The sequence below is a fragment of the Caulobacter endophyticus genome, assembly GCF_029543245.1.
GTDB classification, from domain to species: Bacteria; Pseudomonadota; Alphaproteobacteria; order Caulobacterales; family Caulobacteraceae; genus Caulobacter; species Caulobacter endophyticus_A.
In genome coordinates this window covers 1-13,009 of the sequence record NZ_JARQWV010000029.1, presented here as the reverse complement: position 1 = coordinate 13,009, position 13,009 = coordinate 1, and the positions used below count along the sequence as shown (strand labels likewise).

The 13,009-nt window shown below is 68.8% G+C and carries 9 protein-coding genes; 1 reads left to right on the top strand and 8 read right to left on the bottom strand.

Translation table 11 applies throughout. The annotated features are described in order from the left end of the window. Positions 1–9: 9 nt before the first annotated feature. The 6 genes from gspF to P7A99_RS21905 all read right to left on the bottom strand — a co-directional run bounded on the left by gspF (position 10) and on the right by P7A99_RS21905 (position 9,404). On the bottom strand, positions 10–1,221 hold the full coding sequence (gene gspF, locus P7A99_RS21930; protein WP_277795864.1) for a type II secretion system inner membrane protein GspF: 1,212 nt from the start codon (positions 1,219–1,221) through the stop codon (positions 10–12). Continuing rightward, positions 1,208–2,668, bottom strand: a complete 1,461-nt coding sequence (gene gspE / locus P7A99_RS21925) for a type II secretion system ATPase GspE (RefSeq protein WP_277795863.1) — start codon at positions 2,666–2,668, stop codon at positions 1,208–1,210. The genes gspF and gspE overlap by 14 nt, the downstream gene beginning before the upstream one ends. Beyond that, complete coding sequence (gspD, locus tag P7A99_RS21920) at positions 2,665–4,698, bottom strand: type II secretion system secretin GspD (protein ID WP_277795862.1); 2,034 nt, start codon at positions 4,696–4,698, stop codon at positions 2,665–2,667. Before gspD ends, gspE begins: the two co-directional genes overlap by 4 nt. Beyond that, positions 4,695–5,078: a type II secretion system protein N gene (locus P7A99_RS21915; protein WP_277795861.1), complete on the bottom strand. Its 384-nt coding sequence runs from the start codon at positions 5,076–5,078 to the stop codon at positions 4,695–4,697. The genes gspD and P7A99_RS21915 overlap by 4 nt, the downstream gene beginning before the upstream one ends. Positions 5,079–5,238: 160 nt before the next feature. Beyond that, complete coding sequence (locus P7A99_RS21910; protein ID WP_277795860.1) at positions 5,239–8,013, bottom strand: TonB-dependent receptor domain-containing protein; 2,775 nt, start codon at positions 8,011–8,013, stop codon at positions 5,239–5,241. Next, on the bottom strand, positions 7,968–9,404 hold the full coding sequence (locus tag P7A99_RS21905; RefSeq protein ID WP_277795859.1) for a hypothetical protein: 1,437 nt from the start codon (positions 9,402–9,404) through the stop codon (positions 7,968–7,970). The genes P7A99_RS21910 and P7A99_RS21905 overlap by 46 nt, the downstream gene beginning before the upstream one ends. Before the next feature lie 311 nt (positions 9,405–9,715). Between P7A99_RS21905 and P7A99_RS21900 the strand changes: the two genes are divergently transcribed. Continuing rightward, the gene (locus P7A99_RS21900) at positions 9,716–10,315 is read left to right on the top strand and encodes a hypothetical protein (RefSeq protein ID WP_277795858.1); all 600 of its coding nucleotides are present in this window, start codon (positions 9,716–9,718) and stop codon (positions 10,313–10,315) included. A 1-nt stretch (position 10,316) separates the two neighbouring features. Here the strand turns inward: P7A99_RS21900 and P7A99_RS21895 are convergent, their stop codons facing one another. Then, complete coding sequence (locus P7A99_RS21895; protein ID WP_277795857.1) at positions 10,317–11,651, bottom strand: LLM class flavin-dependent oxidoreductase; 1,335 nt, start codon at positions 11,649–11,651, stop codon at positions 10,317–10,319. 86 nt (positions 11,652–11,737) lie between these two features. Next, positions 11,738–12,634 carry a TauD/TfdA dioxygenase family protein gene (locus tag P7A99_RS21890; protein ID WP_277795856.1) on the bottom strand — a complete coding sequence of 299 codons (897 nt, stop codon included), beginning with the start codon at positions 12,632–12,634 and terminating at the stop codon, positions 11,738–11,740. Positions 12,635–13,009 lie beyond the last annotated feature (375 nt).

The window sequence follows — 13,009 nt, the reverse complement described above, 5'->3', positions numbered from 1 at the left end:
CTTGGCCTCCTAGTTCATGGCCAGGGTGTTGATCTGCAGGATGGGCAGCAGGATCGAGAGGACGATGGTCGCCACCACGCCGCCGAGCACGACGATGATCGCCGGCTCCAGCAGGCTCAACAGGGTGGCGGTGAAGGTGTCGAACTCGCGCTCGAGATACTCGGCGGCGCGGGTCAGCATGGCGTCGACGCGGCCGCTGCTCTCGCCGCTGGCGGTCATGTAGACCAGCACCGGCGGAAAGACGCCCGCGCGCCGCATGGCGGTCGACAGCGAACCGCCCTCGCGGATGCCGGCGATCATGGCGTCCATGCCGCCGCGCAGGGCCGCGTTGCGGACCGTGCCGGCCGTGAGGATCAGCCCCTCCAGCATCGGCAGGCCGCTGGCGATCATCGTCGACAGGGTGCGGGCCAGTCGCGCTGCGTGGACGTTGCGGATCAGCTGGCCGACGAACGGCAGGCGCAGGAAGAAGCTGTCGGCGCGCAGCTTGAAGGCCGGGTTGCGCAAAGCCCGCCAGTAGGCGAGCGCCAAGCCGGCGATGACCAGCACGACCAGCCAGCCGAAGTGCTGCAGGAAATCCGACAGGCCGATGACGATGCGGGTCAGCAGCGGCAGGGTCTGGCCCATGCTGTCGAACTGCTCGACGACCTTGGGAATGACGAAGACCATCAGCACGGTGACCACGAGGCACGCCACCAGGGCCAGCACGGCCGGATAGACCAGGGCCGTGGTGATCTTGGCGGCGACCTTCTGCTGCTGGTCCAGCAGGTCGGCCAGGCGCTCCAGGATTGTCGGCAGCGCGCCCGAAGCTTCACCCGCCGCGACCATGGCCCGATAGAGCGGCGGGAAGGCCCCGACCGGCCGGGCCAGGGCGTCCGACAGGCGGTAGCCCTCCAGAACCGCGGCGTGGACCTGCTCGACCACCCGCTTGAGCTTGGGGCGGTCGGCCTGAAGCGCGATGGTGCGCAGGGCCTCTTCCAGGGTCGAAACCGCGACCAGGGTGGCCAGCTGGCGCGTGAACAGCGAGCGGTCGCGTCCGCCCAGGCGGTCGCCGAACAGCCCCTGCCCGCTCTTCGCCGCGATTGGCGCGTGGGGCGAGACCTTCACCGGCGCAAGGCGGCGGCGTTCCAGCTGGGTACGGGCGTCGCCCTCGTCGACAGCCTTGATGCGGCCCGAGCGCGTGGCCCCCGCCAGATCGAGGGCGACGTAGTCAAAGCTCGCCATCGCGCGCCCCCGCCCCGGTGATGCGCAACACCTCCTCGACCGTGGTCAGGCCTTCCAGCACGTAGCGGCGGGCCTCATCCTTCAGCGCCACCTCGACGCCGGCGGCGGCGATCTCGTCCTCGGCGGCGTTCTGGCCGATCAGGCGACGCACCATGTCGTCGACCCGCAGAGCCTCGTAGACACCGATCCGGCCCTGGAAGCCGGTGTGGCCGCATTCGGCGCAACCGACGGGGCGGCGCAGCGGCGTCCCGGTTGGGACGTCGATCAGGGCGGCGGCCGCCGCGTCGGCGGGTTCCTGGACTGAGCACACGCGGCAGAGCCTGCGCACCAGCCGTTGGGCGATGATCAGGCGCATGGTCGAGGCCAGCAGGAAAGGTTCGACACCCATGTCGCGCAGGCGGACCACGGCGCCGGCGGCGTCGTTGGTGTGCACGGTCGACAGCACCAGATGGCCGGTCAGGCTGGCCTGGACGGCGATCTGGGCGGTCTCCGCGTCGCGGATCTCGCCGACCATCACCACGTCGGGGTCCTGGCGCAGGATGGCGCGCAGGCCGGCGGCGAAGGTCATGCCGACCTTGGTGTTGACCTGGGTCTGGCCGACGCCGTGGACGGCGTACTCGACCGGGTCCTCGATGGTCAGGATGTTGCGGCTCTTGTCGTTCAGCAGGCCGAGCCCGGCATAGAGCGTCGTGGTCTTGCCCGAACCGGTGGGGCCGGTGACCAGCACGATGCCGTTGGGCTCGCGCAGGGCCGTCTCCAGCGCCGCCAGCATGCGCGGCGACATGCCCAGGTCGGCGAGACCCAGGCCCGCCTGCTCCTTGTCGAGGATCCGCATCACAACCCGCTCGCCCATGCGGGCCGGCAGGGTCGAGACGCGGACATCCAGGCTCTTGCCGCCCAGGGCCAGCGAGATCCGACCGTCCTGGGGGATGCGCTTTTCGGCGATGTCGAGCTTGGCCATCACCTTGACGCGCGAGACCAGCATGGCGGCGATGCGCGGCGACAGGCTGAGGATCTCGCGCAGCACGCCGTCGACCCGCAGGCGCACGACGAGCGCCTGCTCGTAGGGCTCGACGTGGATGTCCGACGCGCCCGAACGCACGGCCTCGGCGATCAGGCCGTTGATCAGGCGGATCACCGGGGCGTCGTCCTGCGGGTCCAGCAGGTCGGCGGCGGTGGGCATGTCCTCCAGCAGATGGCCGAGCGCGCCGTCGAAGTCGTCGCCCGAAGCCGAGGCCAGACCCGCGCCGGCATAGACTTCCGAGAACTTGCGGTCGAAGGCGGCGGTGGCGAGCATCTGCAGCTTCAGCGGCGCGCCCAGCGCGCGGCGCGCCTCGATCAGAGCCAGGGGATCGAAGCCTTCGCGCAGGCCGACGGTCGCCTCGCCGTCCAGCGACAGCAGGACGAGGCCGTGGCGCTTGGCGAAGGCGTAGTCGAGCACGGTCATTGCGGCTGCGCCTGGGGCGGGGCCGGCAGGGCCGCGGCCGAGCTGCGCTGGAAGTCGCGGATCACCGCATCCAGCGAGCTGTCGCCCTCCGGCGTGGTCAGCGCGCTCTCGCGGCGCATGCGATCGAGGCGCGGGCCGGTGACGGCGCGGGCGTCGTCGACCGTCTTGATGATCCGAGGACGGATGAAGACCATCAGATTGGTCTTGCCGCGTTCGCGGGCGGTGCTGCGGAACAGGCCGCCTATCCCCGGCAGATTTCCGAGGCCCGGCACCTTCTGCACCGACGACGTCTCGGTCTGGTCCAGCAGGCCGCCCAGCACGACGATGTCCCCATCGTCCACCAGGGCCGTGGTCTCGATCTCGCGCTTGTTGATGACGAGTTCGCTGGAGCCGACGCTGACCGGACCGGCAACCGCCGAGACTTCCTGGCGCAGGAACAGGGTGATCCCGCCGCCAGCGTTGATCTGGGGCTTCACCTCCAGCTGCACGCCGACGTTCTGGCGCTGAATGGTGCGGAACGGGTTGGAATTGGCGTCGCCCAGCACCTCGCCAGTGGTGATCGGCACTTCCTGGCCGACGAGGATCCGGGCCTCCTCATTGTCGAGCGTCATGATCGACGGCGTCGACAAGAGGTTGGAGCCGCTGTCCTTCTTCACCGCATTGATGATCGCGCCGAACAGCACGTCGCCGCTGCGGCCGGCCACCCCGCCGGTCACGCCCGAGGCGTTGAGCAGCGAGTTGATCCCCGCCTGGCGCATCGAGGTGACGGCTTCGGACTCGCCGTCCTTGGGATCGCCCGCCACGATGGCGCCGGCCAGCGGCAGCAGGCTGGGCGAGGCGTTGGTGTAGTTGGTGGCCATGAACGGGATGGTTCCGTTCGTGCCGCCCAGCAGCAGTTGCACGCCCAGCTGCTTGGCGGCGTCGTCGGAGACCTCGACGACGATGGCCTCGACGAGCACCTGCTCGCGGCGCACGTCCAGCTGGCGGATCACTTCGGAAAGCGTGCGCTGCAGCTCCGGCGGGGCGTTGATGATCAGGGCGTTGGCGCCGGGATAGCGGGCGACATTGGCGCGGGCGCTCCCCGGCGCCGCCGTTACGGTGGAGGTCGCCGCAAGGCTCGCGTTGACCGATCCCGGCGCGCCGGCGGCCGGGCGGCTGGAACCGGTCGCGACGCTCGACGGCGCCTGGCCCACGAGCTGTTGCAGCACCGGCAGCATCTGTTCGGCGTTGGCGTGGCGCAGGAAGACGACCCGCACGTCGTCGCTGGACTCGGCGCGGCGATCGAGATCGGCGATCAGCGGCAAGAGTTTCTGGACGGCGTCGGGATCGCCGCGAAGCAGGACCGAGTTGCTGCTCTCCACGGCCACGACGGTGACCGCGCCCCTGCCCGGCTTGCCGTCGGCGCCGGGCCCGGCGATCAGGTCATTGACGACCTGGGCGATCTCTCGCGCGGAGCTGTTGGTGAGGGTGACGGTGTGGACGGCGGCGCGGTCCTGGTCGACCTGGGCCAGCAAGGCCCGGATGCGGCGGACATTGTCGGCGTAGTCGGCCACGACCACAGCCCCGCCCCGGGCGTTGGCCACGACCTGACCCTGCGGCCCGACCAGGGGCTTGAGCATGTCGGCAGCCGTCGCCGCATCCAGCGTCCGCAGGCGGAAGACCTCGGTGGCGAACTGCCCCCCGGCCGTGCTGGGCTGGCGGGCGGCGTTCTCCGACGGCTCGATGCGATAGACGCCGCCGCCGGCCGGCGTGGCCACCAGATTGTTGGCCCGCAGCGTGGCCAGGAACAGCTCGAACAGTTCGCGCCGGTCCAGGGGGCCGTTGCTGGTGACCGATACCGTGCCCTTGACCCGCGGGTCGACGACGAAGGTGGTGTTGGTGGTCTTGGCCACGTCCTGGATGAAGGCGCGGATGTCGGCGTCCTGGACGTTCAGCACCTGGGTCTGGGCCAGGGCGGGCGCGGCCGACGGCAGGGCCAGCGCGATCGAGGCGGCCGCGGCGAGGATGCGCAGCGTGGGGGCCTTGGTCATGGACGTTCCGGAAACGAGAGGGTCATGCGGGCGCCGGCCCGCGAGAGCTCGACATGGTCGGCGGCGACGGACGCGAGGGTGACTCCGTCGGCGACGGCCTCGCCCACGGCATAGGACTTCTGGACGCCGTCCGGCCCTGCGATGATCGCCGAGCCGCCGTCGTCGGTCTGGCGCACGCCGAACAGCCGGAAGCCTTCGACGCCCGCCGCCCCCCCGACGCGCGAAGACGCCCCGGCCGAACCGAAGGCGTCGAAGCTGGCGAGGATCTTGGGATCGACGGTCCTGTGGACCGGTGCGGCCTTGACCGCCAGTGGCGGCGGCGGCGCGGCGACGATCCAGACGAGCCGCGCGATCTGGGCCGCCAGGATGAGCAGAACCACGAGTTCGAGCGCCAGGAACGCTCTTCCTCCGTGGATCCGGAATGTTTCGGTCAGCTTTGCTAGCATCGGCGATCGTCGGGAAGTTCAACGGCGACGAACGCTCCCCGCCCGCAAGGGCGAGGAGCGCCGTCGATCGGCCGCGGTCGGTCTCCGGAGAGGCCTAGAACCGCGTGGACAGCGAGACGGAGAAGGTCTGGCCGAGGTCGTAGGTGTTGGCGTCGACGCGACCGCCGCCCAGCACCTGGTACTCCTCGAAGTCTTCGCCGAGCAGGTTGCGAGCCTTGAAGGTGAACTCCAGCTCGCGGTCCCTCACGTCGAAGGCCTTGCGGTAGGTGAAGTCCACGGTCACGCCCGGCTCCTGCAGGAGGTCCGGCTGGTCCGGGCGCCCGCGGGCCGAGATCCGCTTGCTGACATAGGTGGCCAGGATGGTGGCCTGCGAGCGGTTCTCCTCGTCCTCCCAGCCGAACTGAATGTTGGCCAGGTGCTTGGAGAGGCCCTGAAGCTGGCTGCCGTCCCTGACGTAGTCGAGCGCGCGACGCGGCGCGCCCGCCCCGGCCAGCGGATAGACCACGTCGTCCTCCGACACCTTCACCTGCGAGTCCGAGAAGGTGTAGTTGGCGCCGACCAGCCAGCGCTTGGTTCCGAAGAAGGCGCCTTCGAAGGGGCTGTCGAACAGCTTCTTGAAGTCCAGCTCGAAGCCGTAGAGCGAGGCCTTCGGCGCATTGACGTAGGTCTGGACGATCGTCGAGCCCTGCTCGCTGACCACCGACTCCACCGGACGATCCAGGTCTTTGTAGAACAGGCCGCCCGACAGGTACTGGTTGGCGGCGAAGTACCACTCGACGCGGGCGTCGAGGTTCAGCAGTTCGGTGTCGGTCAGGTAGGGATTACCGATGAACAGGCGGTCGGTGTCGGGGTCGAAGTACTGCTGAGGGGCCAGTTCGCGAAACTGCGGACGGGCGATGGTCTTCGAGGCGCCCAGGCGCAGTTGCATGTCCTCGGCGAAATTGTAGGTCAGGGTCGCGGCCGGCAGGACATAGGTCTCTTCCAGCGCCGTCGGCGTGGCCGGATCGCCGCCGAACAGGTCGACGACCTGGACGGTCTGCTCGGCGTCCTCGACCCGCAGGCCGAAGGAGGTGCGCAGGCGCGGCAGGAACTCCGCATCCACCTGCACGTAGCCGGCATGGACCTTGAGGCCAGCCTCATAAGCCGCCGCGCCGTCGCCGCCGGTGATTTCGGTGAAGGTCAGGTAGCCCTGGGCGAGGTTGTAGTCCGACAGCAGGAAATCAACCCGCTCGCGCTGGATGGCCAGCGGGATGGCGCCGCCCTGGTAGCGGAAGTCGCGGCGTTCGGCGTCGCGCTCGTTGTCGAGATAGGCGTAGCCGCCGCTGAACTTGGCGTCGCGACCGCTGCTGAGCGGCAGGGTGTAGGCCACGTCGAAGCCGGCGCTGGCCATGGTGTCGTCGAGCGTGCTGAAGCTCGTCGAGTTCTGCTCCTGCGAGGCGGAGTGGTAGTAGACGCCGTTCTCCAGACGGTAGCGGATGAACTTCTCGTACGGCGCGTCGCGCTCGGACTTGGCGTAGGAACCGCGCCAGTCGAAGTTCCAGGCGCCGAACTCGTGCTTGCCCGACAGCTGGGTGTCGTAGAGGTTCCGCTCGAACCACTCGGTGTAGGAGTCGAGCACTTCCTGGCCGGCGGCGTAGTCCTCGCCGGCCCGCTGGCGGGCCGACTTGGTGGTGTTGTGGACGTAGAGGTTGGTCCAGCGCACCTGGTGGTCGCCCCACTCCAGGCCCAGACCCACCAGGCCGTTCACGGTGACGTTGTTGCTGGTGTTGTTGAAGTTGTAACTGGTGCGCGGCTCCAGCACGCCGTTCTGCTCAAGGCCCTGCTGCTGGATGCCTTCGCGAGAGCGCCAGCTGTTCTCGAAGCCGCCGATGGCGACGACGCCCAGGCGCGCGCCCGAGGCCAGCTCGAACGAGCGGCCGGCGCTGACGTCGGCCGAGAAGTTGCCGGGGATCTTGTTCTTGGTCTGGATCAGGTTCAGCGGCGCGTTGACCAGGCTGGAGCCGATACGCACCAGCTGGGCGCTCGTGAAGTTGCTGGAGTTGATGCGCTTGCCCGTAGCCAGCGCCTCGCGCAGCTCCGGCGGCTTCTTGCGCGTGCCGTCGTCGTAACCGAGGAAGTCGGTGTCCGAGCCGTAGTAGGTCAGGCCCTTGTTCAGCGTGGTCTCGGTGTTGCCGCCGCCGCCGATCTCGACCTCGAAGAAGGCCTCGTCGGGAATGGCCACGGTCTGCAGGTCGATGACGCCGCCGCCGAACTCGCCCGGATAGTTCGGCGAGAAGCTCTTCTGCACGGTTGCGCCGGCCAGGATGGCCGAGGGGAAGAGGTCGAGGGGTACGACGCGCTGCAGCGGCTCGGGGCTGGGCAGCGGAGAACCGTTCAGAAGGGCCGACGAGTAGCGCTCGCCCAGGCCGCGCACATAGACGAAGCGCCCCGACACCAGGCTGAGGCCGCTGACCCGGGTCAGGGCTTCGGCGGCGGTGCCGTCGCCGGCGCGCTTGAGGTCTTCCTGGGTCAGGAAGCTGGCGACCTCCGAGGTCGTGCGCATCGGCTCGGGAATGTTGCGACCGAGGATGAGGACTTCCTCGACCACATTGGGCGTCTCGTCAGGGTCGAGCGCAGCGAACTGGCGCGGCGCAGGGGTCTCGGCTGCGCCCGGCTGCGGCTGGGCGGCGGGGGTCGTCTGCGCCATGGCGATCTGCGGCGCGACCAGCGCCGACGTCGCGAGCAGGAGGCCGCTCAGGGGCCGGAACAGCATGTTCATCGGAAGAACCTTGGAATTGTCGGGCGTCGGGAAGCGGGGGCGGCTCAGCGCCGCCCCCAACCGGATCAGCAGGTCGAGCCGCTGGTCAGGCCGCAGGTCCAGCCCTGCCACCAGGTGTCGTTGGCGTCCTTGACGGCCCCGATGTAGCCGGGGTTCACCAGGAAGCTGCTGAGGCTGGTGATGTTGGCGTAGGGCGTGCGGGCCGCCTCGTTGGCGCCGTTGATGAACGTGCCCGTCAGCGTCGAGGTGTGGCTCGACGTGTTGTTGGTGCCGGCGTTGAACAGCGCCGCAACGGCCGTGGCGTCGACATTGGTGTCGTTGGTGAACGGCGTGGCGCAGGCCAGGGCCACCGAGTGGAAGGCGACCTGGGTGGTTGCGTCGTCGATGTCGACGCAGCCGGCGGTGCTGGCGGTCATCTGTACGACCGAGTTGACCCAGACGTTGTTGGTCGAGGTGTTGGCCACCAGCAAGTCGTTGCCCGAGCCGCCGCGACCGATGACGGTCCAGTTGGCGAACTTGGGGTTCGAGCGCGGCGCGGTGCCGGCGCTGCTGGTTTCGAAGGCGCGGTTACCGCCGTTGGCGCGCTGGACGATGATGCCGAACTGCAGGGCGCCGTTGTAGCCGGTGTCGGTGTCGATGCTGTCGTCGTCGTTGCCGGTCAGGACCAGATACTTGCCGTTGACGTTGCCGCCGAAGAACTCGATGCCGTCGTCGCTGCTGTTGTGGACCTGGATGTGGTCGAAGGTGGTGCCCGAGCCGACGCCCGCCAGAGTGATGCCGTTCAGCTCGTTGTTGGCGACGATGACGAAGCCCGAGTGCTGGACGCGCAGGTAGCGCATGACGCCGCTGTTATCCTGCAGGCCGCTGCCGCCGTAGAAGGCGTTGGTGCCTTCGACCTGGGCCTCGCAGCCGGCCGTGCCCGGCGTGGCGCCGGCGCCCGAGCAGTTGCTGATCGGCGCGCGGCCGAGAATGACGAGACCGCCCCACTGGCCGATCGAGTCGGCGCCGGTCTGGCCTTCGATGCTCTGCTTGCTGGTGAAGACGATCGGGTTGGCGGCCGTGCCCTCGGCGAAGATCTGCGAGCCGCGGTTGACGACGATGTAGTCGAGACCGGCCGAGCCGAAGACCTTCACGCCGGCTTCGACCGTGATCACGCCCTTGGCGCGGCCGGCGATCGGCGCGTTCGGGTCGCCGCCCTGGTCCTGGCCGACGTCGACGCGGCCGCTGACTGAATAGACGGTGCCGGCGCGCAGCGGCACGACGAGATTGCCGGTGATCAGTTGCGGCAGCTGGCAGTTGCGCAGGGTGCCGTTGGCGACCGTGCCGACATTGGCGAACCCGGTCGGGCAGTCGGCGGCCGGGGTGCCCGGCGCCGGCGTGGTCGGATTGGTCGGGTTCGTGCCGCCGCCATTGCCGAAGCCGCCCTCGCCCGGCGAGGCGACGCTGTCGGCGCCGCCGCAGCCCGCAAGCGCCAGGGAGGCGCTCAGCGCAAGCGCGATCAAGCTAACGTTTCCAACGCGGTTCATGACGGTTCTCCATTGGCGCAGCCGCAAACAGGGCGGCGAAGACCCCCGGTCCCCACCAATGGAAAAGCCTCGCCCTCCAGCCCTGGATTGGCGGGCTACAGAGCCGTGAAGACAGTTAGCCCAAAGTTTTGTGACAGATTTTCTGGGAAATAATTTGATACAAAGTCGTAATGATCAAAAATCGAAAAGTCGTTTTATGTCTAAAATTGAGCGAACCATGCTCTCTTCTTCAAACACTCGGTCGACGCGAAAAACATCGCGCCGCACGAACTTGAAGCGCCATTCCGATGACTCACTTCGGCTTCCAGTTGCCGGACGAAATCGCTGAACAATTCGACGCCTACGCCGCTATGCACGGCGGGCGGTCGGCGGTGCTTCGCGCGCTCGTCGCCCAATGCCTGTCCAGCGAGACGGCCCTGCCGCAACGGCCGGCGCCCGAGCCCGTCAGCCATGCCCAGACCAGTTCCGTGCCTGTGCTGCTCACCAGGGACGATCGTCGCCGGCTGGACGAGGAGTGCCGGATCACCGGGATGACACGCGGCCAATGGCTGGCGGCCTGCGCCCGCAACCGGCTGCACGGCACGCGCCACTTCGGCCAGGTCGATCGCGACCGGATCGCGCGGATCACGCGGGAGATGCGCGAGATGAAATCCAGCCTGCACCGCTACGCCTGCGCCATGCAGCGCGCCCCGCGCGACCTGGCGGTCGTGGAAAAGCACCAGAGCTTGATCGGCCACCTGTCGGCGCAGGTCGAACGCGGCCTGCGCGCCATCGAAGGCGCCTTCCGCGGCAACGACCACTATTGGAGCGGCCAGCCCGCTGAGCCTCGCCCGGCGGAGGATCGGCGCGTCGCCCCCGCCGCCTCGGCGGCGGAGGCGTCGCTCTAGACTATTCGGCCGCCGCCAGGGCGCGGGCATAGCGGTTGACCGGGAAGTCGAGACCCAGGCTCTCGCGGAAGGTCGAGCCCTCGTACTCGGTACGGAAAAGCCCCCTGCCCTGCAGGATCGGCACGACCAGTTCGACGAAGACCTCCAGCTGGCCCGGCAGGCTTTCGAACAGCACGAAGCCGTCGGCGCCGCGCCCCTCGAACCAGGCCTGCAAGGCATCGGCCACGGCCTCCGGCGCGCCGACGAACTGGCCGCGCGGCGTGGCGAAGCGCAGGGCGGTCTCGCGCAGGGTCAGGTTCTCGGCCTTCACGGCGGCGACGATGCGACCTACCGCGCTCTGGTTGGAATTGGCTCCGAACACGGCGGCCTCCAGCGGGAACGGACCATCGGGGTCGTGCCGTGAGAAGTCGTACTCGTTGAACGGCCGGGCCAGCATCGACAGGGCGTTGTCGAGCGATACGAGCTCGGTCAGCTCCTTGTAGAGCGCCTCGGCCTCCTGCGCGGTGCGGCCGATCACCGGACGGGCGGCGGGCAGCACATGCAGTTGGTCCGGATCGCGACCGAAGCCGGCGGCGCGGGCCTTGATGTCCTGGTAGTACGCCTGGGCGGCGTCGAGATCCTCGTGCGAGACGAAGATGGCGTCGGCGCGGCTGGCGGCGAAGGCCTTGCCGTCTTCCGAGGCGCCGGCCTGGAAGATCACCGGCTGGCCCTGGGGCGAGCGGCTGATGTTCAGCGGCCCCTTCACCGAGAAGAACTCGCCCTTGTGGTTCAGGGCATGAAGCTTGGCCGGATCGAAGAACTGGCCGCCCTGCTTGTCGAAGGTCAGGGCGTCGTCCTCCCAGCTGTCCCACAGGCCCTGGACCACGTCGAGATACTCGCCGGCCAGGCGGTAGCGGACGTCGTGGGCGTAGTGCTTGTCGCGGCTGTAGTTGGCGGCGCTGCCTTCCAGCCACGAGGTGACGACGTTCCAGCCGGCTCGCCCGCCGCTGATGTGGTCGAGCGACGAGAACTGGCGGGCGACGTTGAACGGCTCGCTGTAGCTGACCGTCAGGGTGCCCACGAGGCCGATGTTGCTGGTGGCGCCGGCCAGGGCCGACAGGATGGTCAGCGGCTCGAAGCGGTTCAGGTAGTGGGGGCTCGACTTCTCGGTGATGTAGACGCTGTCAGCGACGAACAGGAAGTCGAACTTGCCGGCCTCGGCGACCTGGGCCTGGCGCTTGTAGAACTGGAAGTCCGTGCTGGCGCTCGGCTGGGCGTCGCGATGGCGCCAGTCGCCCCAGCCGGGGCCGACCCCGTGCAGGATGAAGCCGAGCTTGAGTTGGCGGGGCTGGGGCATCGGGCCGTTCCGTTGGCTGAAAATGACGGAAGCCTGCTTACGAAGCGCCCTGCCCGCGATCCAACGAGATGGTCTCAAGGCCCTGATCAGGCTCGGAAATAAGGCGCGTCCCCCTTGATCGTCACCCGCTCGACCACGCGTTCCACCGGCCAGTAGTCGAGCACGGCGTAGTGCTGGGTGGCGCGGTTGTCCCAGAAGACGATGGCGTTCGGGCTCCAGCGGAAGCGGACCTGGTATTCGGGCGCCTTCACCCGATCGAGCAGTTCGGCCAGCAAGGCGGCGGCCTCGTCCTCGGGCAAACCAAGGATCCGCGTCGTGAAGACCTTGTTGACGAAGAGGTGCGGCTGGCCGGTCTCGGGATGGGTGCGCACCACGGGATGGGCCTGGGGCGGATAGGCCGCCCTCAGTTCCTGCCGCTTGGCCTCATCGATGCGGTAGCCGTAGCTCTGCAGGATGTCGTGCTCGGCCTGGAGGCCCGCCAGCCTGTCCTTCAGGGCCTGCGGCAGGTCGGCATAGATGGCGGCGGTGTCGGCGAACAGGGTGTCGCCGCCCGACGGCGGCAGGGTGCGGGCGCGCAGCACCCCGCCCATCGACGGCGCGGGCCGGAAGGTGACGTCGGTGTGCCACTTGTTGGCCGCCCGCACGATCGGAACGATGGCCTCGCGCAGCTTCATGCCGTCGGCGGCCTCGATGTGCAGAATCTCGGGATAGCCCGGCACGTGGGCGGTGACCGGATGCCCCTCCAGGTCGCCGAAATAGCGGCCGAAGCGGACGTGGTCCTCGTGGCTGATGTCTTGGTCGCGGAAGAACACCACCTTGTGGCGCAGCAGGGCCTCCCGGATGGCCGCGACGATCTCGGGCTCCAGCGGCTTGGTCAGGTCGAGCCCGGAGATCTCGGCGCCCAGCACCGGCCCGGCCGGCGTGACCGTCAGGCCGGCATAGTCGGGCGCATCGCCCGCTGAGATCGGGGTCAAGGCGTTCATGGCGTCCTCCCATCGCCGTTTCGAGAACGACGTTATCCTACTGTAGGCATGGGAATTGAGCGGGCTCAAGCCTCACCCCTCCGGCCCTCCGGGCCACCTCCCCCTTCAGGGGGAGGGTCTTTGGTGACGAACCTCCCCCCGTGGGGGAGGCGGCCGAAGGCCGGTGGGGGGACGGTTTCAGCTTTCGAGGCGGCGGGAGGGTTCGCAATCACTCCCCCCACCGATCGCTGCGCGATCGCCTCCCCCACAGGGGGAGGTTCCTTGAGGTTGGGGCGCGGTTTCGCAGTCTCCCGCGTTGGCACGCGTTAGGTCGGGGAGGCGCGGAGCGGCCGGGCGGAGCCCGGAGACCGTGTGTTTGTTTAGCGTTTCGGCTTC

What these genes read in the sequence shown, in the direction of transcription:
- gspD (WP_277795862.1), bottom strand. Translation starts at nt 4,698, where the DNA reads ATGACCAAGGCCCCCACGCTGCGCATCCTCGCCGCGGCCGCCTCGATC.
- P7A99_RS21895 (WP_277795857.1), bottom strand. Translation starts at nt 11,651, where the DNA reads ATGCCCCAGCCCCGCCAACTCAAGCTCGGCTTCATCCTGCACGGGGTC.
- gspE (WP_277795863.1), bottom strand. Translation starts at nt 2,668, where the DNA reads ATGACCGTGCTCGACTACGCCTTCGCCAAGCGCCACGGCCTCGTCCTG.
- P7A99_RS21900 (WP_277795858.1), top strand. Translation starts at nt 9,716, where the DNA reads ATGACTCACTTCGGCTTCCAGTTGCCGGACGAAATCGCTGAACAATTC.
- P7A99_RS21890 (WP_277795856.1), bottom strand. Translation starts at nt 12,634, where the DNA reads ATGAACGCCTTGACCCCGATCTCAGCGGGCGATGCGCCCGACTATGCC.
- gspF (WP_277795864.1), bottom strand. Translation starts at nt 1,221, where the DNA reads ATGGCGAGCTTTGACTACGTCGCCCTCGATCTGGCGGGGGCCACGCGC.